At 63.3% G+C, this 26,757-nt stretch carries 21 protein-coding genes; 9 read left to right on the top strand and 12 right to left on the bottom strand.

Annotated features, from left to right (window positions below; all coding sequences use genetic code 11):
• The first annotated feature begins 120 nt into the window (after nucleotides 1-120).
• Nucleotides 121-1,956 (top strand): monovalent cation:proton antiporter-2 (CPA2) family protein, encoded by a 1,836-nt coding sequence (locus NKH97_RS28945; protein WP_352673645.1) that lies wholly within the window; start codon nucleotides 121-123, stop codon nucleotides 1,954-1,956.
• Between the two features lie 14 nt (nucleotides 1,957-1,970).
• Nucleotides 1,971-2,516: a DUF924 family protein gene (locus NKH97_RS28940; protein ID WP_127295930.1), complete on the top strand. Its 546-nt coding sequence runs from the start codon at nucleotides 1,971-1,973 to the stop codon at nucleotides 2,514-2,516.
• A 27-nt stretch (nucleotides 2,517-2,543) separates the two neighbouring features.
• On the opposite strand, the gene folK is transcribed toward NKH97_RS28940, so the two are convergent.
• From folK to folP, 3 genes are read right to left on the bottom strand one after another with little or no spacing between them, the layout of a single operon-like run.
• Complete coding sequence (gene folK, locus NKH97_RS28935; protein WP_127272685.1) at nucleotides 2,544-3,056, bottom strand: 2-amino-4-hydroxy-6-hydroxymethyldihydropteridine diphosphokinase; 513 nt, start codon at nucleotides 3,054-3,056, stop codon at nucleotides 2,544-2,546.
• Nucleotides 3,040-3,399, bottom strand: coding sequence for a dihydroneopterin aldolase (gene folB, locus NKH97_RS28930; protein WP_352799281.1), 360 nt, complete (start codon nucleotides 3,397-3,399; stop codon nucleotides 3,040-3,042). The genes folK and folB overlap by 17 nt, the downstream gene beginning before the upstream one ends.
• Nucleotides 3,400-3,402: 3 nt before the next feature.
• Nucleotides 3,403-4,254 (bottom strand): dihydropteroate synthase, encoded by an 852-nt coding sequence (gene folP, locus NKH97_RS28925; protein WP_352799279.1) that lies wholly within the window; start codon nucleotides 4,252-4,254, stop codon nucleotides 3,403-3,405.
• 124 nt (nucleotides 4,255-4,378) lie between these two features.
• Between folP and NKH97_RS28920 the strand changes: the two genes are divergently transcribed.
• Both NKH97_RS28920 and NKH97_RS28915 read left to right on the top strand, forming a co-directional pair.
• Nucleotides 4,379-5,017, top strand: a complete 639-nt coding sequence (locus NKH97_RS28920; protein ID WP_352799277.1) for a DUF922 domain-containing Zn-dependent protease — start codon at nucleotides 4,379-4,381, stop codon at nucleotides 5,015-5,017.
• A 204-nt stretch (nucleotides 5,018-5,221) separates the two neighbouring features.
• Nucleotides 5,222-6,703 carry an MDR family MFS transporter gene (locus tag NKH97_RS28915; protein ID WP_352799275.1) on the top strand — a complete coding sequence of 494 codons (1,482 nt, stop codon included), beginning with the start codon at nucleotides 5,222-5,224 and terminating at the stop codon, nucleotides 6,701-6,703.
• Nucleotides 6,704-6,706: 3 nt separating this feature from the next.
• Here the strand turns inward: NKH97_RS28915 and NKH97_RS28910 are convergent, their stop codons facing one another.
• The 3 genes from NKH97_RS28910 to NKH97_RS28900 form a co-directional block, all read right to left on the bottom strand.
• A complete protein-coding gene (locus NKH97_RS28910) occupies nucleotides 6,707-7,735 on the bottom strand; it encodes an NAD(P)/FAD-dependent oxidoreductase (protein WP_352440292.1) in 1,029 nt (342 codons plus the stop codon).
• A 96-nt stretch (nucleotides 7,736-7,831) separates the two neighbouring features.
• On the bottom strand, nucleotides 7,832-8,152 hold the full coding sequence (locus NKH97_RS28905) for a 2Fe-2S iron-sulfur cluster-binding protein (RefSeq protein ID WP_013531878.1): 321 nt from the start codon (nucleotides 8,150-8,152) through the stop codon (nucleotides 7,832-7,834).
• Between the two features lie 111 nt (nucleotides 8,153-8,263).
• Nucleotides 8,264-8,632: an Hpt domain-containing protein gene (locus NKH97_RS28900; protein ID WP_352440291.1), complete on the bottom strand. Its 369-nt coding sequence runs from the start codon at nucleotides 8,630-8,632 to the stop codon at nucleotides 8,264-8,266.
• 272 nt (nucleotides 8,633-8,904) lie between these two features.
• On the opposite strand from NKH97_RS28900, the gene NKH97_RS28895 reads away from it, so the two are divergent.
• Both NKH97_RS28895 and NKH97_RS28890 read left to right on the top strand, forming a co-directional pair.
• A complete protein-coding gene (locus NKH97_RS28895) occupies nucleotides 8,905-15,216 on the top strand; it encodes a kinesin (protein ID WP_352799272.1) in 6,312 nt (2,103 codons plus the stop codon).
• A 186-nt stretch (nucleotides 15,217-15,402) separates the two neighbouring features.
• A complete protein-coding gene (locus NKH97_RS28890) occupies nucleotides 15,403-16,017 on the top strand; it encodes a 3'-5' exonuclease (RefSeq protein WP_352612805.1) in 615 nt (204 codons plus the stop codon).
• A 50-nt stretch (nucleotides 16,018-16,067) separates the two neighbouring features.
• Here NKH97_RS28890 and NKH97_RS28885 read toward each other — a convergent pair whose 3' ends face one another.
• The 4 genes from NKH97_RS28885 to NKH97_RS28870 form a co-directional block, all read right to left on the bottom strand.
• Entirely contained in the window at nucleotides 16,068-16,676 is a 609-nt protein-coding gene (locus NKH97_RS28885; protein ID WP_502895168.1) for an ABC-type transport auxiliary lipoprotein family protein, read from the bottom strand.
• Between the two features lie 79 nt (nucleotides 16,677-16,755).
• Nucleotides 16,756-18,129, bottom strand: coding sequence for an MlaD family protein (locus NKH97_RS28880; protein ID WP_352612804.1), 1,374 nt, complete (start codon nucleotides 18,127-18,129; stop codon nucleotides 16,756-16,758).
• 14 nt (nucleotides 18,130-18,143) lie between these two features.
• Entirely contained in the window at nucleotides 18,144-18,965 is an 822-nt protein-coding gene (locus tag NKH97_RS28875) for an ABC transporter ATP-binding protein (protein ID WP_128303560.1), read from the bottom strand.
• Between the two features lies 1 nt (nucleotide 18,966).
• Nucleotides 18,967-20,154: an MlaE family ABC transporter permease gene (locus tag NKH97_RS28870; RefSeq protein WP_023810578.1), complete on the bottom strand. Its 1,188-nt coding sequence runs from the start codon at nucleotides 20,152-20,154 to the stop codon at nucleotides 18,967-18,969.
• Between the two features lie 76 nt (nucleotides 20,155-20,230).
• Between NKH97_RS28870 and dgcA the strand changes: the two genes are divergently transcribed.
• Nucleotides 20,231-21,214 carry an N-acetyl-D-Glu racemase DgcA gene (gene dgcA / locus NKH97_RS28865; RefSeq protein ID WP_352631662.1) on the top strand — a complete coding sequence of 328 codons (984 nt, stop codon included), beginning with the start codon at nucleotides 20,231-20,233 and terminating at the stop codon, nucleotides 21,212-21,214.
• Here the strand turns inward: dgcA and NKH97_RS28860 are convergent.
• On the bottom strand, nucleotides 21,185-22,399 hold the full coding sequence (locus tag NKH97_RS28860) for an MFS transporter (RefSeq protein WP_352799268.1): 1,215 nt from the start codon (nucleotides 22,397-22,399) through the stop codon (nucleotides 21,185-21,187). The genes dgcA and NKH97_RS28860 overlap by 30 nt on opposite strands.
• Nucleotides 22,400-22,523: 124 nt before the next feature.
• Nucleotides 22,524-23,339 (bottom strand): UDP-2,3-diacylglucosamine diphosphatase, encoded by an 816-nt coding sequence (locus NKH97_RS28855; protein ID WP_352799267.1) that lies wholly within the window; start codon nucleotides 23,337-23,339, stop codon nucleotides 22,524-22,526.
• Between the two features lie 118 nt (nucleotides 23,340-23,457).
• On the opposite strand from NKH97_RS28855, the gene NKH97_RS28850 reads away from it, so the two are divergent.
• The gene (locus tag NKH97_RS28850; protein ID WP_023810574.1) at nucleotides 23,458-24,237 is read left to right on the top strand and encodes an SDR family oxidoreductase; all 780 of its coding nucleotides are present in this window, start codon (nucleotides 23,458-23,460) and stop codon (nucleotides 24,235-24,237) included.
• A 177-nt stretch (nucleotides 24,238-24,414) separates the two neighbouring features.
• Nucleotides 24,415-26,739 (top strand): NADP-dependent malic enzyme, encoded by a 2,325-nt coding sequence (locus tag NKH97_RS28845; protein ID WP_352775663.1) that lies wholly within the window; start codon nucleotides 24,415-24,417, stop codon nucleotides 26,737-26,739.
• Nucleotides 26,740-26,757 lie beyond the last annotated feature (18 nt).

The following is a 26,757-nucleotide window of genomic DNA, read 5'->3' as shown; positions in this document are numbered from 1 at the left end:
GACCGTTGTTCCACCAGGGGAATCGCTGCAACGGCACCCTACCTTTCCCGGAAGATTTCTCGCCTTGCCTCCCGCTCCAACTGCATGCAAGGAGTGCTGCGAGACACAGGGACAAGAGGCATGGCGGCGGAAGCATCGGGCAGTGATCTGGTTCAGGTGGTGGCGCTGCTTGCTGCCGGCGTCGTCGCCGTCCCCATCTTCAAGCGCATGGGCCTCGGCTCGATTCTCGGCTATCTGGCCGCCGGCGTGGTGATCGGCCCGTTCGGCCTCGGCGTCTTTTCCGAATCGGAAGCCATTCTTCATGTCGCCGAACTCGGCGTTGTGATGTTCCTGTTCATCATCGGGCTGGAAATGCAGCCGTCGCGGCTGTGGGGCCTGCGCCGCGAGATCTTTGGCCTCGGCGCGCTGCAGGTTGGCGTCTGCGCGCTTCTGCTGACAGGTGTCGGCATGGCTGGAGGGTTTCCGATCGCACAATCCTTCGTCGCCGGCGCCGGCTTCGTGCTGACCTCGACGGCGATCGTCATGCAACTCCTCGAGGAACGCGGTGAAATCGCCGCACCGAAAGGCCAGCGCATCGTATCGGTGCTGCTGCTCGAGGATCTTGCCATCGTGCCGCTGCTGGCCCTGATCGCGTTCCTGGCACCCGGTGGAGCCGACACCAGCCTGTCGGAGCGGCTAACCGAGGTCGGCATCGGCCTCGCCGCTATCGTCGGCCTGGTGGTGGCCGGCCGTTATCTGCTCAACCCGTTCTTCCGCATCCTGGCGGATGCCCGTGCCCGCGAGGTGATGACGGCCGCGGCACTTCTGGTCGTCCTTGGGTCAGCCCTCGCCATGCAGCTCAGCGGCCTGTCGATGGCGATGGGTGCCTTCCTGGCCGGCGTGCTTTTGTCCGAATCGACCTTCCGCCACCAACTCGAAGCCGACATCGAACCCTTCCGCGGCATCCTGCTCGGTCTGTTCTTTCTTGCCGTCGGCATGTCGCTCGACCTGCATGTGGTCGCGGCGAACTGGCGGCTGATCGCCGTCTATGTCGTCGCCTACATGGTGATGAAGGCGTTCGGCATCTACATCGTCGCCCGTATCCTGAAGTCAGGCCACCGCGAAGCGCTTGAGCGCGCGGTCTTCATGGCACAAGGCGGCGAATTCGCCTTTGTCCTTTACTCGGCGGCCGCGGCGGTCGGCATCATAGACGGCCAGGCCAACGCGACGCTGACGGCGATCGTTATCATCTCCATGGTGCTGACGCCGCTGGCGATCATCGCGCTGCGCTATCTGACGCCGCGCGACGAGCAGTCGCTCGACGGGGTCGATGTCGCCGATGGCCTGACCGGCAGCGTGCTGGTCATCGGCTTCGGCCGCTTCGGCCAGATCGCGAGCCAGCCGCTGCTGCTGCGCGGCATCGACGTCTCGATCATCGACAATGATGTCGAAATGATCCAGGCGGCGGCCGATTTCGGCTTCAAGGTCTACTATGGCGACGGCACGCGACTGGACATCCTGCATGCCGCCGGTGCCGGCCGGGCGCGCGCCGTGCTGATCTGCGTCGACAAGGCCGATGTGGCTGTTCGCATCGCCCAGCTGATCAAGGCCGAATTCCCACTGCTGACAGTGCTGGCCCGCGCATTCGACCGTGGAACGGCGCTGCAGCTCATTCGTGCCGGCGTCGACTACCAACTGCGCGAAACCTTCGAATCCGCACTTGTTTTCGGTGGCTCGGCACTGGAATCGCTGGGCGTCGATCCCGAAGACGTGGCTGAAACGATCGAAGACGTCAGGCGCCGCGACACCGATCGCTTCGAAACCCAGCTTGCCGAAGGCATTCGCGCCGGACAGCGCTTCCTGAGAGGCAATATCGGCACGCCGATTCCGACACCGCTCTCCACGCCGCGCCGGCCTGGTCAGGCACTCAATGAAGAGACCGCGGGTGTGCTGCACAAGTCCGAACCCGCCGATTGAGCAAGGAACTATGCATGGAATTGGACAGCCGGGCCCTATCGGTCACCAAATTCTGGCGCGATGCCGGCGAGGATGCCTGGTTCGAGAAGAACGAAGCATTCGATGCCGAGTTCCGCGACCGCTTTCTCGGCCTGCACTATGCCGCCGCTCGGCGTGAATGCGACGACTGGCTGGAACATGCCGAAGGCGCGCTGGCGCTGATGATCCTGCTCGATCAGTTTCCGCGGAACTGTTTTCGCGGCACCGGCCATATGTACGCGACCGATCCGCTCGCCAGATATTTCGCAGAGAGGGCGGTCGCGGCCGGCCATGACCTGGCACTCGAGGAAGAACTCCGCGTTTTCCTCTACCTGCCGTACGAGCATTCGGAACTGCTGGCCGACCAGGACATTTCGGTCGAGCTGACGCAGGCCAGGGCCGAGCCCTACCTGAAATACGCTGTCGAACACCGCGATATCATTCAGCATTTCGGCCGTTTTCCGCATCGAAACAGGATGCTTGGCCGCGAAACCACGGTGCAGGAGCAGGCGTTCCTGGATGGTGGCGGCTTCTCTGGCTGAAGATCCGGCTACTGCCTGGTCCGGACCTCAGGCCAGCCACCAATCCCGGCCGGACGACAATCGCTCGATGCCTGAGGTATCGACGGCGACCAGCCGGTCGGTGATGCTGCGACCGCTGACAACCAGGCCGGGTGCGATCTCGGCCAGCGGCGCCAGCACGAAGGCGCGCTCCAGCATGCGCGGATGCGGCACCTCCAGCCCGGTCTCGTGGATGACGCGGTCGCCGAACACCAGAATGTCGATATCGATCAGCCGCGGCCCCCAGCGCTCCTCCCGGACCCGCTTCAGCTTGCGCTCCGCATCGAGGCAGAGATCGAGCAAGGCACGCGGTGCAAGCACGGTGGAAATCTCGGCGGCCGCATTGAGAAAATCCGGCTGATCGAGCTTGCCCCAGGGCGGCGTGCGATAAAGCGAGGAAACGCCGGTGACGCGCGTATCCGCGTCGGCATCCAGCATTCGCAGCGCCGCGCCCATGGATTTCGCCGGATCGCCAAGATTGCCGCCAAGGCTGAGATAAACGGTACTATTCGGGCCAGACAACGGTCACCTCGACATAATCGAGCACGCCGGGCACCGGTGCGTTCGGCTTGCGCACCGTGATCTCGGCTTTCTTTATCTGCAGAAAACGCGCCGTCAGCGCACGGGCCACTTCGAGCGCCAGCGACTCGATCAGAAAACGGCGCTGCCCGGTGATGATCTTTTCAATGACGGTGAATGCAATGCCGTAATGGACCGTATCCTCGATGGAATCCTCGGCAAGCGCCCGGCCCGGATCGACGGTGAGAACGGCATCGACATAGAAGCGCTGGCCGAGCCTTTCCTCCTCGTCCAGCACGCCGTGCCGGGCAAAGAAAGCGCAGTTCTTCATGCGGATGACATACATCGCTCAGTTTCTCGCCCGGTCCGTCTGACGCGCCAGCATAGCATCCGCAAGCGCCAAAGCGTCCACGTTGAATGCGACATCGTGGACGCGAAACAGATCGGCGCCCTGGAGCCTCAATATAACGCTGGTCGCCGCTGTTCCGACCCCTCTGTCGGCGGCATCACGGCCGGTGACCGTGCCGATGAAGCGTTTTCGCGACGTACCGACCATCAGCGGCAAGCCGAGTGCATGCAATTCCGAAAAGCGTGCCATCAGGTCGAGATTTTCCTCCGCCGTCTCCTTGGCGAATCCGAAACCGGGATCGAGCACGATACGATCGTCGGCGATGCCGTTCTGGCGGGCGATTTCCAGCGACTTTCGCAGGAACGTCAGTTGATCGGCAACCGCATCCGGGAGCTTCTGGCGATCCCGCCCGGTATGCATGATGACAAGCCCGGCGCCGGTGTCGGCAGCGACACGCGCAATATCGGGCTCGCGCTGCAAACCCCAGACATCGTTGACGATATGCGCGCCGGCGGCAACCGCCAGCCGCGCCGTGTCGGCGCGATAGGTGTCGACCGAAATCAGCACCTCACTCACGCCCGCCAGCGCTTCGATCACAGGCAGGATGCGGTCCTGTTCCTGACTGGCCGATACCGCGGCAGCACCTGGGCGCGTCGATTCTCCGCCGACATCGACGACCAGTGCCCCTTCCCCGATCATGCGGCGCGCCTGGGCCAGCGCCTTTTCAGGGGCGTCGAACTGGCCGCCATCGGAAAAGCTGTCGGGCGTGACATTGAGGATGCCGACGACCACGGCCTTGCCGCCAAGGTCGAGATGGCGTCCATGCGCCAACTGCCATCGCCTGGCCGTCATTGCTCATCGACCATGGAGTTCATCAATCATGTGTGATCCCTGGCGGATCAATTTCATTGCGCCGGCAACGGCCGTAAAGCAAGGTGGTCGAAGAGGCAACATGATGAAACGATCCATGCTTGGCATGAAAAAACCGTCCCTGTGCGTGAAACAATCCTTGGCTTGCGCGCTGCTGCTCGCCATGACCCCGCTTCCGGCGGCTGCCGCCAATCTCGTCAAGACGTACAGCTATTTCGCCATCGGCGGCAGCACGCTCGACGACATCGAGGCACAACTCTCCAAACGCGGGCCGGAGGTGAAAAGCACCGGCACCCGGCACCCGGGCGCCACGCAAATGGCCTTCACCACCCGTATCAGCTATGCGCAGACACCGAGTTCCTGCCGAATCGCCGACGCGGTGGTGACCGTCAAGGTGAAGGTGATCCTTCCCGAGTGGCGCCGCCCGCGCAAGGCCGATGCCGATGTCAGGCTGTTCTGGGATACGCTGTCCGCCGACATCAAGCGCCATGAGGAGCGCCATGTCGAAATCGCCAAGAACCATGGCGGCGAACTCGAAGAGGCCTTGAAGGCCACCTACCCGCAAAAGAACTGCGACGCCGCCAAGGCCAAGGCGGCCGCGATCACCGCGGCTGTCCTGGCCAGGCACGACCGCGCCCAGCTTCAGTTCGACCGCGTCGAAAGCGTCAATTTCGAAAGCCGCATCCTGCGGCTGCTGCGCTACCGCATGGAGCGCATCGGCAACGGCCGACTGCCGCCGGCCTGAACGCACCCGAACTGAAGCCAAATTCGCCGAAGCGTAGTGCCAGATTCGAAAAACTTTCGAGCCGCTGTCGAAACCGGCCTATATGGGACGACATATATCAGGCTCGCCAGACGCGAGCATAAAACACCAATGCGATCCGAACGGTCGAGAAACCGGAACGGCTGAACAGCGCCGGTCAAATCGCAAGCTTATGGATGAACGATCATGGACCAGGCTGTCGATAACAAAACGATGGCGGAAACCGGCACGCCGATAACAGAGAGCGAAAAGAACGCCATTATCGGCGGCGTGCTGTTGTCGATGCTGTTGGCGGCACTCGATCAGACCATTGTCGCGCCGGCCATGCCGACCATCGGGCATGCGCTCGGAAACGCACACTATCTGCCATGGATCGTCACCGGTTATCTCCTGACCGCTACCGCCGTGGCCCCGCTCTACGGCAAGATTTCCGATGTCTACGGACGCCGGCCAACCGTCTATGCCGCGATCCTGATCTTTTTGGCGGGATCGCTGGTCAGTGCGATGGCTCCCAACATGTTTGTGCTGGTTGTCGGGCGGGCGATCCAGGGCGCCGGCGGCGGCGGCTTGTTCGCTTTGACGCAGACCGTCGTCGGCGATCTCGTTCCGCCGCGCGAGCGGGCACGCTATGCCGCCTGGTTCTCCGGCACATGGGCCGTCGCCAGCGTTGCCGGTCCGTTGCTCGGCGGCACTTTCGCCGAGCACCTGCACTGGTCACTGATCTTCTGGATCAACATTCCGCTTGGTGTTCTTGCGATGGCGATCATCAACAAGCCGCTCAAGAAACTGCCCGTTGCCGCAAAGCGCCATCGTATCGACGGCCTGGGCGCGTTGCTTCTGATCATTGCCACGGCGCTGCTGCTGCTCGCATTGAACTGGGGCGGCAGCGCCTATCCCTGGATTTCGCTTGAAGTCATCGGCGTTCTCTGCGGTTCGGCGATTTTCTGGGGCGCTTTTGCCTTGCGGCTTATGCGAGCCGCCGAGCCGCTCATCTCGCTTGAAGTGCTTGGCAATCCAATCGTTCTGGCAGGCACGCTTTCGATGTTCCTGCTTCAGGCCGCAAGCGTCGGCATGGCTGTGTACCTGCCCGTCTATCTTCAGGCGGTGCTCGGCCTGTCGGCAGCAGAGTCGGGCATCGCGATGCTTGGGCTTCTGCTGGGGACCGTCGGCGGCGCGGCATTCAGCGGGCGCATGATACCGCATTTCACCCACTACAAGCGCATTGCAATGGTGGGCGTCGTCTTCGGCATGCTGTGCCTCTGCCTGCTGGCCGTCGTCGCAGGATATGCAACGCTGCTGGAGGTAGAGGTCTTGACGATCTGCATCGGGTTTGGAACCGGAACGACGTTTCCGGTCACCACCGTGTCGGTCCAGAACGCCGTCGATCGCGTGCATCTCGGCGTCGCGACGGGCGTGCTGACATTCCTGCGTTCGCTTGGCAGTGCGCTTGGTGTCGCGATGCTCGGCGCGGTCGCTCTGGGCTACGGCCTGCCGCTTGCCGGTGAAGGCGTGCGGATCGTGGGCCATAGCGCGACGGTCGAGCCGTTCGTGATGATCTTTGCCGTCGCCGCCGCTACATTGCTGCTGGGGCTGATCACGCTGACGCTGATGCCCGAAAAGGAGCTTCGCGGTTACGCCGACAATGCGACGCCCATCCTCGCCGAGTAAGCTTCAGCCGGAGACGCCGAGCTTCTTCTGCAGGCTGGTCGAGGAGGTCGTGTACTGGAAAACGATGCGCTCGCCGGGGCTGATGATGCGCTTGGCGGCCTGCGCCATCAGCGCCACTTCGTGGAAGCCCGACAGGATCAGCTTCAGCTTGCCCGGATACCAGTTGATGTCGCCGACCGCGAAGATACCAGGCACCGATGTCTGGAACTTCTCGGTATCGACCGGAATAAGGTTCTCGTGAAGGTTGAGACCCCATTCCGCGATCGGTCCGAGCTTCATGGTCAGGCCGAAGAACGGCAGCATGCGCGTGCAAGGCACCTCGACATCGCCGTCCGGTCCCTTGATGGTGGCCGATGACAGTTGGCCGTCGGCACCGGTCAATCCGGTCACCTGCCCGACCTGGAATTCCAGCTGCCTCATTTCCTGCATGGCATACATCTTGTTGACGCTGTCGGGGGCGGCACGGAACTCGGGCCGCCGGTGCACCAGCGTCACGCTCTTTGCCACCGGCTGCAGGTTCAGCGTCCAGTCGAGTGCCGAGTCACCGCCGCCGACAATGACGAGGTCATGGCCGCGAAAATCCTCCATCCGGCGCACCGAATAGAAGACACTCTTGCCTTCATAGGGCTCTATGCCGGGGATCGGCGGACGCTTGGGCTGGAAGGAGCCGCCGCCGGCGGCAATCACCACCACCTTGGCCTCGAACACCTCATTTTCGTCGGTGGTGACGCGAAAACTGCCGTCCTCCAGTTTTTCCAGGCTGGAAACCATTCGGTTGTAGCTGAAATCAGGCTTGAACGGCGCGATCTGCTCGAGCAATTTGTCGACCAGCCCCTGCGCCGAGATCGAAGGCCAGCCTGGAATGTCGTAGATCGGCTTTTCCGGATAGAGCTCCGCGCACTGGCCGCCCGGCCGATCCAGAATGTCGATCAGGTGGCACTTCATGTCGAACAGGCCGAGCTCGAACACGGCAAACAGGCCGACCGGCCCTGCCCCGACAATAAGCACGTCTGTCTTGGTGGTCTCGGTCATGCGATGTGCCTCGCTGCGAAGAGAGCAGGACACTGCATGACCAATGCTCCGCTGCCAAGCCGCAGCGGGAAAAATCAGTTGGCAAAGATCCTGCGCTTATCCCTGGCGGGCGGGCACGCGGACAACCAGGCCGTCAAGCGCATCGCGGACCTTGATCTGGCATGACAGGCGCGAGTTGGGCTGGACGTCGTAGGCGAAGTCCAGCATGTCCTCTTCCATCGCTTCCGGCTCGCCGACTTCAGCCGTCCAGGCTTCGTCGACATAGACGTGACAGGTGGCACAGGCGCAGGCACCGCCGCATTCGGCTTCGATCCCGGGCACGGCGTTGCGGATCGCGTTCTCCATGACCGTAGAGCCGTTCTCGGCGTCCATGTCGAAATGCGTGCCGTCATGGGCAATGAAAGTCAGCTTGGTCATTTGTCACCTGAAGGGAGTTCCAGCCGAGATAATCACTCCGGCTGACAAGTCAACTGCCGCATGAAAGCGCCGCCCGATGACGTTTTTCCGCAAATCGGGTTCGGCGCGGATTCAGCGGTTGATGGCGGCGATGAAATCGCGCACTTCGTCGATCAGCGTGCCAAGCCGCTTGAGCGTCTGGCCGTCTTCCGGCCGGTGCTCGATCTCGGTGGCGCAATCGGCAATGGCAAAGGCGCCGACGCCCCGTGCCGAACCCTTTAATCCATGGGCGAGCAGAAGCCGGTCCTTGATGTCGGCGTCGACTATTCTGTCGCGCACGGACACCGCCTGCTGTACAAACAGCGCCAGCACCTCTTGCTCAAGGCTGCGGTCGCCCATCGTCTGGCGGGCAAGGTGTGCCAAATCGACCGGCCGTGACCGCCTTGGTCCGGATACGTCGCCCCCGGGCATTGAGAAGGCAATGCCGCTTTCGCCACGCATGAACTCGAACTCCGTTTCTTCGATTCGCCCAAAAACCTAGGCGAATCCAATGGACAACGGGTTAATGAATGGCCGGGAAAAATGTTGCCAAAGCGGCGCCCAAATCACAGTTCCGTTAACCTTATATTTAAAGTTTTACGTATCCCGCGGAATGCATGTTTTCTTTACCCCCCTGTGTCATTACGATACGAGGGGTCCATTTTCAGCCTCCTGCGCGGGGCAAGACAAACAGAATTATAAGCCCGCGGCAGCTAGTACAGGGTAGCGAAGGCATGGCAAAGAAACCAACGACGACGAGAACTCTCGACAGCGACGTGGCCAGGGAACTGGAAAAGGCGCTCGATCTCGACCTCAGCAACGAGATCGGCAGCGGCGACCTCGACATCGCGGCTTCGATGGAGGATCTGGAAGCTCAGATATCCCAGGCGGCCGACGAGCTGGCGCGCGAGGGACGCAATCATAAGCCGGAACAAAACCCGGAGCCTGTGGTCAATCAGAACCACGCCGCGAAACCCGCGCCCAAGGCCAAGCCTGCCGAATTGCGCCCCGTGGAACCGCGCAATGGCGCCCAGCCCGCGGGTTTCGCGCCGGCCAATGACGATCGCCAGAAGGACTACAAGACGCTTCTGCACAGCCTCAACAGGCGTGCCTCGAACACCATTTACTGGGTCGTCGCCTTCGTTTCGCTCGCCTGGTTCGCCGGCGCCGGCGGTTTGGCCAATCTGCTTTTCGGACCGAGCATCTGGAGAATCCGTACGCTCGACCAGTTCCTTGCCCGTCCGGAACTGATCGGCCTCGCTGTCGCGGCCATCGTGCCCGTCATCCTGTTCTGGGCCTTCGCCGCCATGATTCGCCGCGCCCAGGAAATGCGCATCGCCGCACAGTCCATGACCGAAGTGGCCTTCCGCCTGACCGAGCCGGAAAACCTTGCCCAGGATCGCGTCATGATGATCGGCCAGGCCGTTCGTCGCGAAGTCGCGGCCATGGGCGAAGGCATCGAACGCACACTTGCCCGCGCCGTCGAACTGGAAACGCTTGTCCACAGCGAAGTCAACCAGATCGAACGCTCCTATTCCGAGAATGAATCCCGCATCCGTTCGCTGGTCGACGGGCTCGGCAGCGAGCGCGAAGCCGTCGTCACCCATGCCGAGCGCGTCCGCGCCTCGATCACCGGCGCGCATGAGACGCTGAAGGACGAGATCGGCGCCGCCTCCGATATCATCCGCGACTCGATCCTGAATGCATCGACCAAATTGTCGATGACGATCACCAATTCCGGCGACACGCTGATCGGTCGCATCAACGAAAGCTCGATGTCGATCTTCGATTCGGTCGAAGGCCGGCTCGATTCGATCACCGATCGGCTGTCGACCTCGGGCGAGGCCTTCGCCAGCCTTCTCGACACCCGCATTGCCAAGCTGACGGACACCACGGACGGCCTGACGCGGTCGTTGACCGATCTGCTCGACGATCGCACCACCGGCATGGTGTCGCTGCTCGGCGGCGCCGCGCGCACCCTCAATTCCGAATTCGAGGCCAGCCTCAACGGCATCGAGCGGACGCTCGCCGAACGCGGCCAGGCACTGATCAGCGAGTTCCAGACCCGCGCCGAGGCGCTCGACACCGGAACGCAGAAGCTCAATGCGGCACTCGAGGCCCGCGCCCGCCAGATCAACGAAACGCTGGTCGAGCGCGCCCGCGAAATCGCCCACACCTTTGCCGAGAGCAAGGATACGTTGTCGGCGATGATCGATCAGGGCAAGACCCAGATCGGCGCCGACATGGCCGACATCGTCACTTCGACCTCCTCTATGCTCGAAGCCCGCGCCAGCGACTTCGCCGGGCGCATGGAAGCCGCCCGCCACGTCGTGTCGCGTTCGTTCGACAGTGACATCCAGCGGCTCGCCGACGCCCGCGTCGGCATCGAGGAAGCCGTCGAGAACCACAGCAGGAAACTGTCAGAAAGCCGCGAACGCATGGCCACGGCCATGGAGGCCGACCTGGCGAAGTTCGCCGAGGGCCGCGCCGGCATCGATGCGGCGGTGACCAACCAGGTACAGAAGCTGGCCGAAGGCCGCAGCCTGATCTCGCGCGCTCTTGAAGAGGATCTGCGCAAGGTCAATGAATCGCGGGCGGCCATCGATGCATCGCTCGGCAGCCATCTCGAAAGGCTGGAAGAAGGCCGCAACAGGCTCTCCACTGCCTTGAACGAAGACTCCGGAAAACTGGTGCAAGCTCGTACGATCATTGATGAAATGGTCGCAGGTCATGTCGGAAAACTCGCCGAGGGCCGCAACATCCTGTCGCGCGCTTTGGAAGCCGATCTCGGCAAACTGTCCGACAGCCGCGCCGACATCGACGGTCTGGTCGCCGGTCAGGTGGAAAAGATCGCCGAAGGCCGCGCCGTGCTCGCCAAGGCGTTGGAAAACGACATCGTCGGCATCAAGAGCCTCATCGAAACCCATTCCGCCAAACTGGCAGAGGACCGCACACAGCTTTCCCATTCGCTCGACAATGATCTGTCCGGCATACGCGGCCTGATCGAAGGGCATTCAGGACGCCTCGCCGAAGACCGCAGCCTGCTGTCGCAGACCCTTGAAGCCGACCTTGCCAAGCTGGCCGAAAGCCGTTCGAGCATCGACGGTCTGGTCGCCGGTCAGGTCGAGAAGCTGGCCGAAGGCCGCGACATTCTCAAGCGCGCGCTGGAATCCGACCTGAACACGATCAAGGGCGTCATCTCAAGCCAGTCGGAAAAGCTGGCCGAGGATCGCGGGCAGCTTTCGCGGGTGCTGGAAACCGACCTGCAGAATGTGAACAGCGTCATCGCCGATCACATGAACAAGCTTGTCCAAGACCGCTCCGCCCTGTCCAGGGCACTTGAGGACGACCTCGCCAAGCTGGCCGACAGCCGCTCCAGCATCGACGGGCTCGTCGCCGGTCAGGTCGAGAAGCTTTCCGAGGGTCGCGACATCCTGCGGCGCGCTCTGGAATCCGACCTCAATGCGATCAAGGGAACCATTGCCGATCAGTCGCAGAAGCTGGTCGATGACCGGGCACAGTTCGCCCGGGCGCTCGAGGCTGATCTCGAAAGCGTCAACGGCTTGGTCAACAGCCATTCCGAAAGGCTCGTCCAGGATCGTTCAACGCTGTCGAAAGCGCTTGAAGCCGACCTCGAAAATGTCGGCGGCCTCGTCAACAGCCACGCGGAAAGGCTCGTCCAGGAACGCTCGACCCTGTCGAAGGCGCTCGAGGACGATCTCGCCAAGCTGGCCGAGAGCCGCTCCAGCATCGATGGCCTGGTCGCCGGCCAGGTCGAGAAGCTCGCCGAAGGCCGCGATGTTCTCAAGCGCGCGCTGGAAGCCGATCTCGCCAAGCTGGCCGAAAGCCGCTCCAGCATCGACGGTCTGGTCGCCGGCCAGGTCGAGAAACTGGCCGAGGGCCGCGACATTCTCAAACGCGCCCTCGAAGCTGACCTGCAGAAGCTTACCGAAAGCCGTGGCGATATCGACGACGTCATCGCCGGACATGTCGGCAAGCTGTCCGAGGGCCGTAATATGCTGGCCCGCGCACTGGAAGACGATCTGGGCAAGTTGGCCGAGGCCCGCAAGGACGTCGACCGGTCGCTGTCGGGTCACATCGACCAGATCGCCGCCAGAAGCACCGGCATTTCCGACGCGATCGCGGCGGATGTCGAAAAGATCGAGCAGGCGTTCAGCCGCCAGACGGGCATCATCGAGGAGCGCGCCGGCACCATGGAGCGTGCGCTCTCGACAGGCGTCGACAACGTCCGCGCCGTGCTCGAGAAGAGCGCCGTATTTGTCGCCGGCGCCCTGCGCGAGAAGGTGCTGGAAGTCACCAGCACCCTGCACGAGCAGGCCGGCGCCGCGTTCAGCGACGCCGACCGCAAGATCGCCGAGCGCGCCGAGCAGACCTCCGCCGCCCTGCTGGCGCGGGCCGAAGACATCGCCCGCACCTTCGAGGATGCAGACCGTCGCCTGCACGCCCGTGCGGAAGATACGTCGAGCGCCTTGCTTGCCCGTGCGGACGACACGTCCAGCTCGCTGCTGGCCCGCGCCCATGAAACCGCCGATCAACTGGCTGCTCGCGCAAGCGAGATCGCCGGCACCTTCGAAGCGGCGGACCAGAAGCTCGCCGCCCGCGCCCAGGAAACCGCCGATCAGCTGACCGCCCGGGCTCAGGACACCGCCGATCATCTGGCAGCTCGTGCAAGCGAGATTGCAGGCACGTTCGATGCCGCCGACCAGAAGCTGGTCGCCCGCGCCATCGAAACGGCCCAGTCGCTGGCCGCGCGCGCCGGCGACATCCTGCGCAACTTCGAAGGCGCCGACCAGCGGCTCGGCATGCGCATCGGCGAATCGGCCGAAGCGCTTGCCGCACGCGCATCGGACCTTGGCCGCATCTTCGATGCCGCCGACCAGCAGCTCGTCTCGCGCATCGCCGAAGGTTCGGAAGCGCTGTCGAGCCGTGCTTCGGAAATCGGCCGTATCTTCGACGACGCGGATCAGCGCCTGGTGTCGCGCATCGCCAGCAGCACCACCACGATCGGCGAGCATGCCGAGACCATCGTCGGTGCCTTTGCCGATACCGAGCAAAGGGTCGCCGAACGCGCCAGGCGGACCGGCCAGGACATGGCCGTGCACGCCCGCGAAATCGAGCAGGCGCTTGCCGGCGCCGACGAGCGGCTCGCCTCGAGCGCCGCGGCCGCGGCCGCCCGTGTCGAAGAGCAGGTCTCAGGCGTCGAGAACCGCCTCGCCTTCACAGCCGAGACGATGGGCCAGAAGCTCAACGAGCAGGTGTCGAATGCCGAGGCGCAACTCGTCTCGCGCGCCAATGTGATCGCCGAGACCTTCACCGCGGTCGGCCAGCATATCGGCCAGAGCACCAACGATGCCGCCAAGACGATCGGCGCCAACACCCGCGAACTCAACACCATGCTCGCCGCACGTTCGGCCGAAATGTCGAAGATCCTCGACGAAACCGCACGGCCCTTGGTCGAGCGTTTCGCCCAGGGCGGCTCGGACCTGCAAAAGAGCATGGAAGAGGTCACCGAACGCGCCACCGAGAAGCTGCGCAGCGAGAATGCCGCGCTTGTCGACGCACTCGCGAACCGCACCGCCGAAACCTTGTCGGCGGTCGAGGGCGCCCGCTCGTCGCTGTCCGACAGCGTCGCCGATCTCATCGGCCGGATGACCAAGTCTAGTTCGCAGCTCGGCCAGCTGATCGAGCAGGCCGCGGTCAATCTCGGCCAGGTCGATGAACGCCTGAGCGGCAGCACGCAAAGCTTCGCCGCCACCACCGAGAAAGCCGCGCAGACCTTCGCCAGCTCGGCGCGACTGGTCGATTCGAACACGACAAGGCTGACGGAACTGTCGTCGTCCACCTTGCGCGAGGTGGCGTCGATCGCCACCAAGTTCGACGAACACAGCCGCCTGCTGTCCAGCGCTTCGGACCTGCTGAGCTCGGCCCAGAGCAATCTCGAACACACGCTCGAGAGGCAATCGTCGCTCGAAGACCTCGCCGTCGGCCTAGTCAAGAAGTCGGAAGATCTCGAAAGGGTCATGCGCTCGTTCGAAAATCTCGTCGGCCAGACGCTGCAGAATGCCGAAGGCAAGACGATGGAATCGGCCGACAAGATCCGCAATGCCATCACCGACGTCGTCGATTCGGCAACCAAGCGCTTTGCCGATGCGACCGAGGAGATGCGGCGCACCGCGGGCTCGATCAAGAGCGAACTCGACCTGACCCGGGCCGAGCTCAAGAAGGGCGTCATCGAAATGCCGGAAGAGGCAAAGGAATCGACCTCGGCCATCCGCCGCGCCGTTTCCGAGCAGATCAACGCCCTCAAGGAGCTTTCGGACATCGTGGCCAAGTCCGGCCGCGGCGGCGGTGACGGATCAGAACCACGCAACCTGCGCCCAGCGCCGCAAGCGCCGGCCGCACGCGCCGCCGAGCCGCCGCGCCGTGCACCGGCACCGCAGCCGGACCTGCGCACGCCTCAGGCGCCCTTGGGCGGCCCTGCATTGCGAGGCACGCTCGACCTTGAGCGTCCTGCCGAGGCGGCACCGCGTCCGCGCGGCGATGCCAGCGCCCGCACGCCTCAGGGCGGATGGGTGCGCGATCTGCTTACCGCGGCATCGAACGATGAGGACCTCAGGTCGGCAGCCCCTACGGCCCCCGTGGAAGCGCAGCGCGCTACCCCTGCCCAGCGCTCGCCCCTGCATGTCGTGGAATCGCTGAACTCGCTCTCCGTCGACATCGCGCGTGCCATCGACCACGATGCTTCGATCGAGCTGTGGAACCGCTACCGGCGTGGCGAGCGTGACGTCTTCACGCGGCGGCTCTACACGCTGAAGGGACAGCAGACGTTCGACGAGATTCGTCGCAAGTATCAGGCCGAGGCCGAGTTCCGCGCCGCCGTCGACCGCTACTGCGACGATTTCGAGAAGCTGCTCAAGGATGTCTCGCGCAACGACCGCGACAACATCATGGCGCAGACCTATCTGACGTCGGACACAGGCAAGGTCTACACCATGCTGGCCCATGCGAGCGGCCGCCTGCACTAAGACAGGAATTGAACAGGCGGGGCCATGGTCCCGCCTGTGACTGTGCTGAACCTCCGGCACGCGCCGAACCTGCCCGCAGGACGTTTGCAAGCCGATCGACGCGTTCGGGACTTGCCCAAGTCGGATTTCCGACGCACTGAAGTCCACCGACAATACCCGCTGCCCTGACGCTCGAAGGGTGTGATCGTGAAGACGGCAATCATATTCGACTGCGAGTTTCTTTGCCTGGAGGGCTCGCAACGCCGATTCTGGTGCGCGGCACACGACCCCGACCCGGTGATCGCGCAGATCGGCGCGGTCAGGCTTGGACTTGAAGGCGACTTCCCCCTGCTCGGCACACACAAGGCCTATATCAGACCGGTCGACCGGTTTGGTCAGAGATACGCCCTCGACCCGTTCGTCACCAAACTGACCGGCATCACCGAGGAAGATCTGGAGACCGAAGGCGTGGCGCTAGGAGATGCGCTCGCCGACGTCGATCGTTTTTCCGACGGGTCGCGATTCTGGTCCTGGGGCAAGGACGAATTGAACATGATCGCCATCAGTTGCTATGTCGCGGGCATTCAGCCTCCGGTCCCGGCCACCCGGTTTGACAATGCCGTCAAGCTGCTGATCGCGGCCGGAATGCCGATCGAGGATCTGGCGAGAACGCCGAGCAACAAGCTCGCCGATTACTACGGCGTCGAACACCCGCCATTGCAGGGGCACGACGCGCTCGGTGACGCGCTGTCCGTCACCTATACCCTGCAGTACCTGATGAAGACCGGAAAGCTCCGCCCGGAAATCTTCGACCGCTTGTAGGTAGAGAAGCCTGGGGGATGAAGCTTTGTGGGATTCCGGCGCCCCCGCGCTCAGATCACCGAATCCGTCCAGCTCACGATCTGCCCGGCGGCGTCGCCGAACGCCTTGTCGAGCGCGCTGACATAGGCAGGATTGCCGCTGCCCGAGACGGGTGCGGCTGCGGTGAAGCTCTTGGAGGCACGGACCTCGCCGTTGCGATCGTTCAGGATGCGCACGAACAGGTCGACCTCGGCATGCTCGCCGCCTTCGACGCGCACCTCGAAGGACCGGATTTCGACGATCACCTGATAGTCGATCGCCAGGCCCTCGCCCGGCTTGCCGACGCCGGCAAAGCTGCCCGAGCGCTGGAACGTCTCGGCCAGCCGCGCCTGCACGATCAGCGGCAGCCGGTCGGCCCATTGCGCGCCCTTGAGATACTGGATCGAGCGATCCGACGGCTTGATGACGATGTTCTGGCTGTCCAGCGCCTTGAGCGCCGACGGCTGCGCGATCAGGATCTGCCGGCGGCTGTGGCCATGCGCGTCGACCGAAGGCGCCGACAACTCGAACGTATCGAGCGGCGCGGGCTTGCCGCCCAACGCCGCGCAGCCGGCCAACGTCAAGGCAAGCAGTGCCGCAGCCGAAGTCAACCCGCCCGTTTTCACCCACACAGACTTCACGCGCGATCCCCGTTGTCCCCGGATCGTAAGATCGACCCGCTTTCGCGGCTCATGTTTCTGGGGCGCGCCGTCGCCGAAGTCAACGCCGCGCCCTGCCATCGAATTGCCGAACCTCGCCGTCGCCACCCGAAAGGATGCGCTGCGGATTGCGGCTGAGATCGGTCACCGCCTCTTCGATGCGGCTGATCGAACGGCGGCTGTCCTGCACCAAAGCCTCGACATTCGAAAGCCCCTGTCCCGAGAAGCGCGCCAGATTGTCGGTGATGACGCCAAGGCGGGCATTCAGCGTGTCGGCAACCTGCTTGAACGACTTCAGCGTCGCCCTGGCATCCGCCATCACGCCGTCGGCCTGGCCCGACCCGAGCAAGGTATCGACCTTGGCAAGAATGCCATCGACGCGCACCGAGGCATCGTTGAGCCGTTGCGCGAGCTGCTTTGCATCCTTGATCGTCTGGTCGATGTCGTCGGCCCGGTTGGCGAACTTGTGGGTAACCTCAGCGATGTCGGCGGCGGCCTTGTCGGCGCTCTCGCTGGCCTTTTGGATGTTGGCGAGCGCCGAGCGCACTTGTGCGGGATCGATACCGTCGAGCACGTTGTCGACCTTGGCCAGCGTGCCTTGCGTCCGTTTGGTAAAATCGTTGACCGACCCCAGGGCCGTATCGACGTTCTTGATCACGCCGTCGAGCTGTTTCGACGTCTCCTTGAGGTTACCGGTTACCGCGTCGACATTGGCGACGATGCTCTTGATCTTGTCCTTGTCGACGGCGTTGAGAAGGCCTTCGGCTGCTTTCAGCGTGCCGTCGAGTTTGCCGGAAACGCCTTTCAGCTCATCCGCCAGCGTGCTGGCGGCGGACAGGAACTTGTCGATGCCGTCCGAATTCTTGGCCAGCGCATCGGAGAAGGTCTGGACATTCTGGACGGTCTGCGTCAGCGGCCCGCGAACGTCCCTGGTGAAGCCTTCGAGCTCGGTCAGCACCTTGTCGGCGCGGGTGAAGATATTCTGCGCCGTCTGCAAGAGGTTGGTCACCGCCGACGGGTTGGCGACGATCTCGGCGACCTTGCCTTCCTTTTCCGCCTGGTCGAGGAGTTTCACTTCCTTGGGGTCGGCGCCCTTGAGCTCGATGTTGGCCTGCCCGGTCAGGCCGGCAAGCCCGATATCGGCTTGCGTCGATTTGGTGATCGGCGTCATGCGGTCGATCTCGGTATCGGCGATGGCAACCGTCGGATTGTCGACGTCGATATAGACGCGCTTGACGTCGCCGACCTTGACCCCGTTGAACAGCACGAAACTGCCGCGGCCAAGCCCGGACGCAGAGCCCGGAATGCGCACGCGCAGCAACGTCGTCTCGCCCTTGTCGCCGATGGCCGCCGTCCAGTAGACGAAGGCAAACGCCGCCAGGATCGCGGCCAGCGTGAAGATGCCGACAATGACGTAGTTGGCTCTGGTTTCCATTGTCCCACTTATGGCTATGCGCGCGCCGCAAGATCAAGTTGCCGGGCGCGTTTTCCGCGGAAATAGGACTTTACCCACGGTTCCTCGCTCTTCAGCATGTCGCCGATGGTGCCTTCGACCAGCACTTTTTTCTTGCCGAGCACGGCCACCCGGTCGCAAGCGGTGAACAGCGTGTCGAGATCGTGCGTCACCATGTAGACGGTCAGATCCATCGTATCGCGCAGCTTGACCACCAGCTCGTCGAACTCCGCCGCGCTGATCGGATCGAGGCCCGATGTCGGCTCGTCGAGGAAGACGATGTCGGGATCGAGCGCGAGCGCCCGGGCCAGCGCGGCGCGCTTGATCATGCCGCCGGACAGTTCGGACGGGAATTTCTGCGCTGCATCGGGCGGCAGCCCGACCAGCTCGATCTTGAGCATCGCCAGTTCGTCCATCAGCTTTCGCGGCAGGTCGAGATATTCGCGCATCGGCACCTGGACGTTTTCCAGCACTGTCAGCGCCGAGAACAGCGCGCCGTGCTGGAACAGCACGCCAAGCCGCATGTCGATGCGCAGACGCTCGGCATCATCAGCTTTCTCGATATCGACGCCGAACAGCTTGATCGTACCCGACTGCTTGCGCGTCAGGCCGAGAATGGTGCGCAGCAGAACGGATTTACCAGCACCCGAGGCGCCGACAAATCCAAGGATTTCGCCGCGCCTTATGTCGAGCGACAGTCTGTCGAGGATAAGCTTGTCGGCGAAGGACACGCTGATGTCATGCGCGGATAGCACGATGTCGCCCTCACCCGCGTCCTCAGCCAATGCGCCTGCCCTTTTCCTGTTTCGCAGCTTCATCTCAGAACTCGATCGCTGCGTAGAACATGGCGAAAAGTCCGTCGAGGATGATGACGACGAAGATCGACTTCACAACCGAAGCGGTAACATGCTGGCCGAGCGATTCGGCGCTGCCGCCGACCTTCATGCCTTCGACCGAGGCAATCGTGCCGATGATCATGGCCATGAACGGCGCCTTGATCAGGCCGGCAAAGATGGTGCTGAGATCGATGGCGACGCGCAGCCGGTCGATGAAGGCGGCGGGCGGGATGTCGGAATAGAGCCAGGCAGCCAGTATGCCGCCGCCGAGTGCGGCGAAATTGGCGATGATGGTCAGGCACGGCAAGGCGATGACCAGCGCCACGAGCCGCGGAAAGACCAGGACGCCGATCGGGTTGAGCCCGATGACCTTCAGCGCGTCGACCTCCTCGCGCATCTTCATCGAGCCGATCTCGGCGGTGATCGCACTGCCGGAGCGGCCGGCGATCATGATCGCCGTCATCAGCACGCCAAGCTCGCGCAGGATCAGCACGCCGACCAGATCGACGACGAAGATATCGGCGCCGAAATAGCTGAGCTGATAGGCGCCTTGCTGGGCAACGATGGCGCCGACGATCGCCGACATCAGCACCACCACCGGAATGGCGCCGACGCCCATGCGGTCGATCTGGTTGAAAATCGCCGCCGGGTTGACGGCATGGCCACGGCCGAGCTTCATCTGCGCGCCACGGATGGTGGCGCCGAGGATGTTCATCGAGGCGAGAAAATCGTCGCGCATCTCGTAGACCCGGCGGCCAACCGCCTCCAGCGCGCGAATGACGATGTTGGGCGGTCGCGCCGGGCCGGATTCGGGTTCGCGCCGCACGGCCTCGCCGACAGCTTCGAGCAGGATCGAAGCGATCTCGCTCTGGCCTTGCATCTGGATCTCGACGCCCTTCTTCTCGAAGGCGCTGACCAGCCGGTCGATCAGCCAGGCGCCGGCGGTGTCCATCTTCTCGATCTTGGAAACATCGAGCGCCAAGGTTTTGAAGCCGCTTCGCTTTTCGATCTTGCGCATGTCGGCGTCGATGAGCGCGACGGTCCTTGTGGTCCAGATTCCGGAGAAAGCGCAGCCAAGAACGCCATCCTCCTCGCCGATCGCCACGCGCGGTTCGTGGTCAGCCTCCCCTGCGGTCGTGCCGCTTGCGTCGCGCTTGCCGATGGTCAACATGGCGTCCTGTTTAGCCTGACGGGTCTGACCTGTCGATTTGCCGACAACGGTTGTCGCATAGCAGGAGCAGAAAAATATGGCGCGTGTCATTTCGGTCGAGGCCGAGCGTTTTCCCATCGCCGGAACCTTCACCATTTCGCGCGGTTCCAAGACCGAAGCCGAGGTGATTTCCTGCACGATCGGCGACGGCGGCCACTTCGGCCGCGGCGAATGTGTCCCCTACAAGCGCTATGGCGAGACCATGGAGGGCGTGCGCGACGCCATCGAGGCCATGCGTGGCCGGATCGCCGGTGGCATCGGCCGGACCGCCTTGCTCGATGCGATGCCGGCCGGAGCCGCCCGCAACGCCATAGACTGCGCCCTGTGGGATCTGGAGGCAAAGCTCAGCGGAACCTCGGTAGCAGTCGCGATAGGTGCTCTTCCCTTGCAGGCGCTCGAAACCGCCTACACGCTGTCGCTGGGCGAGCCGGAGGCGATGGCGGCGCAGGCCCGCGCCAATGCCGCGCGGCCGCTACTCAAGGTCAAGATCGGCGGCGACAACGACATTGCCCGCATCCGCGCGGTCAGGCAGGCAGCGCCAGACAGCCGCATCATCCTCGACGCCAATGAGGGCTGGAGCGACGACAACATCGTTGCGAACCTCGCCTTTGCCGCCGAACAAGGCATCGCGCTGATCGAACAGCCGCTGCCGGCCGGTCGTGACGAGATCCTGCGCCATATCGCCCATCCCGTGCCGATCTGCGCCGATGAAAGCGTGCATGAGGCTGAGAATCTCGAAGCGCTTGTCGGTCTCTACGATGCCGTCAACATCAAGCTCGACAAGTCGGGAGGCCTGACTGCGGCACTGGTGCTGCGCGATCGCGCCCGCGAACTCGGTTTCGGCGTGATGGTCGGCTGCATGGTCGGCACGTCACTGGCGATGGCGCCAGCGGTGCTGCTTGCCCAGCATGCCGATTTCGTCGACCTCGACGGTCCGCTGCTGCTTGCCCGCGACCGGGTACCGGGCCTTATCTACCAGGGATCGCTGGTGTCACCGCCCGATGTGGCGCTGTGGGGCTGAGCGCGCAGCAAGCCCGATGAGCACCAGCCCGATCAAGGCGATCGGGATCATGGCAAAGAAGCCGTCCACGCCGAGACGGTCGTAGAGCGGGCCGGACGCCAGCGTCACCACCGCCATGAAGAAGCCGTTGGAGAAATAGGCAATGCCTTGCGCGGCACCTGTCCGCTCCTCGGAGACGGTTTCGCCGATCATCTTCTGCAGGCCGATCAGCCCAAGCGCCACCGAGACCGAGTGCAGCGACTGGACACCGAAGAAACCGGGAATGCCGAGGCCGAGCGGCCAGACCAGCGGAAAGGCGATCCAGCGCACGATGGAGCCGATCCCCGCCATCACCATGATCGACACGACGGAGAACCGGTCAAAAAAGCGGGTGAACATCATGAACATGCAGACTTCCGACACCACACCCCAAGCCCATAAGAGACCGACAACCGAATCACTGATGCCGATCGATTTCCAATAGATGGAGACGAAACCGTAGAGGAATGCGTGGCTGGCGGTGATGACGCCGACGCCGACGGAAAAATACAGGAAATACGGGTTGAGAAGCTTCGGCGCCGAATGCTGGATGTCGGCGGCCGACAGCGGTGAGGCGCGCCGCGGACGGCCTAGACGCGGCGCCAGCAGGCCGGCGGCAAGGGCCGCGGCAAACGCCGCCAGAATGACAACCGGAACGGCCTGCGAGCCGGCTGCCGACAGAATGAAGCCGCCGGCGACATTGGCGCAGAGATAGGAGATCGAGCCCCATTTGCGCATGCTTGTGTAGTTCGAACCGAAGCGGCGGACCCCCGAAAGCGCCAGCGAATCGGCGATCGGCGAATGCGGCGTCCAGACAATGGTCAGCGCCAATGAGACCGCCAGCACCATCGCATAGGTCGGCGGCAGGAAATAACCTGCCGACAAGAGCAGTGATGCAGCCATCAGCGCGACATAGACATCGGCGCGGTCCCTGGCACGGTCGGCCAGCGCGGTCAGTAACGGCGTCGTCACCACGCGCAGGAACATCGGCGCCGCCAGAATGACGGCGATCTGCTCGGCGTGAAAACCCTTGGCCTGCAGCCACAGTGGAAAATAAGGCAAATGCGTTCCGAGCGGCACGTACAGCGTCGCGAAGATCAGGCTCATGCGCAGTTCGAAATGGCGCGGCTTGACGAGTTGTTCGGGCGAGAGCTGCGGCAGGGCCATGAATCGATCCAATCGCGCTGTATTCGACCGGACGGCAACGCGTGTCGATCCCTTAACATGGACGAAAACCGGGCGAAACCGTTTGGACTAATTGATTGATTCCGAAGCCCGAAAAGACTTCGGACTATGCCGCCTGCCCTACCCGATCTTCGATGAGCAACGGGATAAAGGGATCGTCCGGCGCTTCGGGCAGCACCTGCGCCCAGGTCAGGATTTCCATGCGGCCGTCAAAATGCTCGACCACGGCCGTACAACTTTCCACCCAGTCGCCGGTGTTGATGTACTGGACATCGCCAAAATTCTCGATGACGGCATGATGGATGTGGCCGCAGATGACGCCGTCGACATGCGAGCGGCGCGCCTCGTCCGCAAGCATGGTCTGGAACGAGCCGATGAAGTTCACCGCCTTCTTGACGTTGTGCTTGGCCCAGGACGAAAACGACCAATACGGCAGGCCGAGCAGTTGCCGCAGCCGCGTCACCACGCGATTGACCAGCATGGCCGCGTCATAGGCATGGTCGCCGAGATAGGCGAGCCAGCGCGCATTGTGGACGACGGTGTCGAACTGGTCGCCATGGATGACGAGCAGGCGCTTGCCGTCGGCGGTCTCGTGGATGGCGCTGTCGGCGACGACGATGCCGCCGAAATGCACGCCCTGGAACTGGCGGGCGAACTCGTCATGGTTGCCGGCGATGTAGGTGATGTTGGCGCCCTTGCGCGCCTTGCGCAGCAGTTTCTGCACGACGTCATTGTGGCTTTGCGGCCAATGCCAGCTCCGTCGCAGCCGCCAGCCGTCGACGATGTCGCCCACCAGATAGATGATATCGGCATCGTGATATCGAAGGAAATCGATCAGGAACTCGGCCTTGGCCGCCTTCGAGCCCAGATGGACGTCGGAAATGAACATGCTGCGGAAAGTGCGGGGCTCTTGGCCGGACATCGCGATTTCACCGTTGCTTTCGCGAGCCTATGCCCCGATTCATGCAACAACCGTATGACGGTTGCGATTGGTCCAGCCGAAGGACTAGCTTGCCGGCCAAATCACAGGAGAAATCGTCATGGATCTTGGTATCCGCGGAAAGAAGGCCATCGTCTGCGCTTCGAGCAAGGGACTTGGGCTCGGTTGCGCCATGGCGCTGGCCGAGGCCGGCTGCGATGTCGTGGTCAACGGGCGCAACGCCGAACTGGTGGCGAAAACCGCCGCTGAGTTGCGCGAGCGCTATGGCGTCACGGTGACGGAAGTCGTTGGCGACGTTTCGAAGCCGGAGGTGCAGAAGGCGCTGCTCGCAGCTTGCCCCGAGCCGGACATCCTCGTCAACAACAATGGCGGCCCGCCGCTTCGCGATTTCCGTACGCTTGATCGCGAAAAGATCCTCGAAGGCGTTACCCAGAACATGGTGACGCCGATCGAGCTGGTCCAGGCTGTCCTCGACGGCATGGCGGCGCGCGGCTTCGGCCGCATCGTCAACATCACCTCGCTGTCGGTCTATGTGCCCATTCCCGGCCTTGATCTCTCGTCCGGCGCGCGCGCCGGCCTGACCTCGTTTCTTGCCGGCGTGGCCAGAACGGTGATCGACCGCAACGTGACCATCAACAGTCTTTTGCCGGGCAAGCTCGACACCGACCGGCTGCGCGGCCCGCATGAAGCCGGCAGTGTCGAAAGCCCTGAGGCCGCAGCCGCGCGCAAGACCCGCATCAGCGCCGACGTTCCGGCCAAGCGGCTCGGTACGCCGGAGGAATTCGGCCAGATCTGCGCCTTCCTGTGCTCGGTCCATGCCGGCTATCTGACCGGGCAGAACATACCGGTCGATGGTGGTCTCTACGTCAGCGCATTCTGATCAACTTGTCCGTGAAACTGCAGGAATCGTCTGTCAGAAAATCAAGATAAGCATCTGATTAATTGTGGCTTTCGACGTGCCGCCGGGTAAAGCTCTCGGCGCGTCAATTAGCGTCGCGAAAAACCACGGCTGCATGCTAAAAGGGAATCTCCAGCCAGAATTCGAGGGAGCGGCCGCATGGAAGGCGAGAGCAAAAAGACGGCACGTTCGGACCTCGACGAAGCCGCCCTCTACTTCCACAAGCACCCAAGGCCGGGAAAACTCGAGATACAGGCGACCAAGCCGCTCGGCAATCAGCGCGACCTCGCGCTCGCCTATTCGCCTGGCGTCGCCGCCCCTTGCCTGGAAATCCGCGACGACCCGGCGACCGCCGCCGATTATACCGCGCGCGCCAATCTGGTCGGCGTCGTCACCAACGGATCGGCCGTTCTCGGCCTCGGCAATATCGGCCCGCTGGCCTCCAAACCGGTCATGGAAGGCAAGGCCGTCCTGTTCAAGAAGTTCGCCGGCATCGATGTCTTCGACATAGAGATCGACGCGCCCGGTATTGAGCGCATGGTCGAGACGATCTCGGCGCTGGAGCCGACCTTCGGCGGCATCAACCTCGAGGACATCAAGGCACCGGAATGCTTCGAGGTCGAGGAACAGCTGAAGGCGCGCATGAAGATACCGGTGTTTCACGACGACCAGCACGGCACCGCCATCATCGTCGCCGCCGCCGTGCTCAACGGGCTGGAATTCGCCGGAAAAACCATATCTGAAATCAAGATCGTCACCTCCGGCGCCGGGGCTGCCGCCCTTGCTTGTCTCAACCTGCTGGTCTCGCTCGGCGCCAAGGTCGAAAACATCTGGGTCACCGACCGTTTCGGCGTTGCCTACAAAGGGCGGACCGACGAGATGGACCGCTGGAAAGACCCTTATGTGAAGGACACCGAGGCGCGCACGCTGGCCGACGTCATATCGGGCGCCGATGTCTTCCTCGGCTTGTCGGCGGCAGGCGTGCTGAAGCCGGAACTGCTCCAGCACATGGCACCGAAGCCGCTGATCCTGGCGCTGGCCAACCCCAATCCGGAGATCATGCCGGAGGCGGCACGCGCCGCCCGCCCCGATGCGATGATCTGCACAGGCCGTTCCGATTTTCCCAATCAGGTCAACAACGTACTTTGTTTTCCTTACATTTTTCGCGGCGCGCTCGACTGTGGTGCCAGCGCTATCAACGAGGAGATGAAGATGGCGGCGGTCCGCGCCATCGCAGCCCTTGCCCGCGAGGAACCTTCGGACGTCGCTGCCCGCGCCTATTCCGGCGAGACGCCGATCTTCGGCCCTGAATTCCTGATTCCTTCGCCGTTCGATCCGCGCCTGATCCTGCGCATAGCGCCCGCGGTCGCCAAGGCAGCCTGCGACACCGGCGTCGCGACAAGGCCGATCACCGACTTCGCCGCCTATATCGACAAGCTGAACCGCTTCGTCTTCCGCTCCGGCCTGGTGATGAAGCCGGTGTTCTCCTCCGCCAAGGCGTCGACCGCCAAGCGCGTCATCTATGCCGACGGCGAGGATGAGCGCGTGTTGCGCGCCGCCCAGGTGGTGCTCGAAGAAGGCATCGCCGAGCCGATCCTGATCGGCCGCCCGCACGTCATCGAGGTGCGCCTGAAGCGCTACGGCTTGCGCATCAAGCCCGGTGTCGATTTCGGCCTGATCAACCCGGAAGACGATCCGCGCTATCGCCATTATGTCGACCTTTTGATCGAACTCGCCGGCCGGCGTGGCGTCACGACGGAAGCCGCGCGCACCATGGTCCGCACCGACAACACGGTGATCGCAGCACTTGCGCTGAAACGCGGCGATGCCGACGCCATGGTCTGTGGACTAGAAGGACGCTTCGAGCGGCACCTGCGCAACGTCACCTTGATCATCGGCCCCCGCGCCGGCATCAAGGACCACGACCTGTCGACGCTTTCCATGCTGATCTCGCAGCGCGGCATCATCTTCCTGACCGACACCCACGTCTCCGTCGACCCGACGGCGGAAGAAATCGCCGAAATGACCGTGCTGGCGGCGGAAGAAATCCAGCGCTTCGGCATCGAGCCTAAGGCAGCGCTCTTGTCGCATTCCGATTTCGGCTCGCGCGATTCGCCCAGTGCCCTGAAGATGCGGCAAGCAGCGGCGATCCTGGCGCGCATCGCGCCTGACCTTGAATGCGATGGCGAGATGCATGCGGACACTGCTCTGTCGGAGCACCTGCGCCAGCGCGTGTATCCCCATTCGAGGCTGAAGGGCGAAGCCAATTTGCTGGTGTTCCCCAACCTCGATTCGGCCAACATCACGCTGACGGCGCTCAGAACCATGACGGATGCGCTACACGTCGGGCCGATCCTGCTCGGCACCGACATGCCGGCGCACATATTGACGCCGTCGGTCACCTCGCGCGGCGTTGTCAACATGACGGCGCTTGCCGTGGTCGAAGCCGCCCACAAGGCACAGGCGGTCGTCAATCTGGGCTGAACACGGATTTCGCGGTAA

Source organism: Mesorhizobium sp. M0870, from assembly GCF_040319775.1.
In the GTDB taxonomy this organism is placed as follows: Bacteria; Pseudomonadota; Alphaproteobacteria; order Rhizobiales; family Rhizobiaceae; genus Mesorhizobium.
Note: the sequence above shows the minus strand (reverse complement) of the source record. Positions and strands in the feature narration are given on the sequence as shown.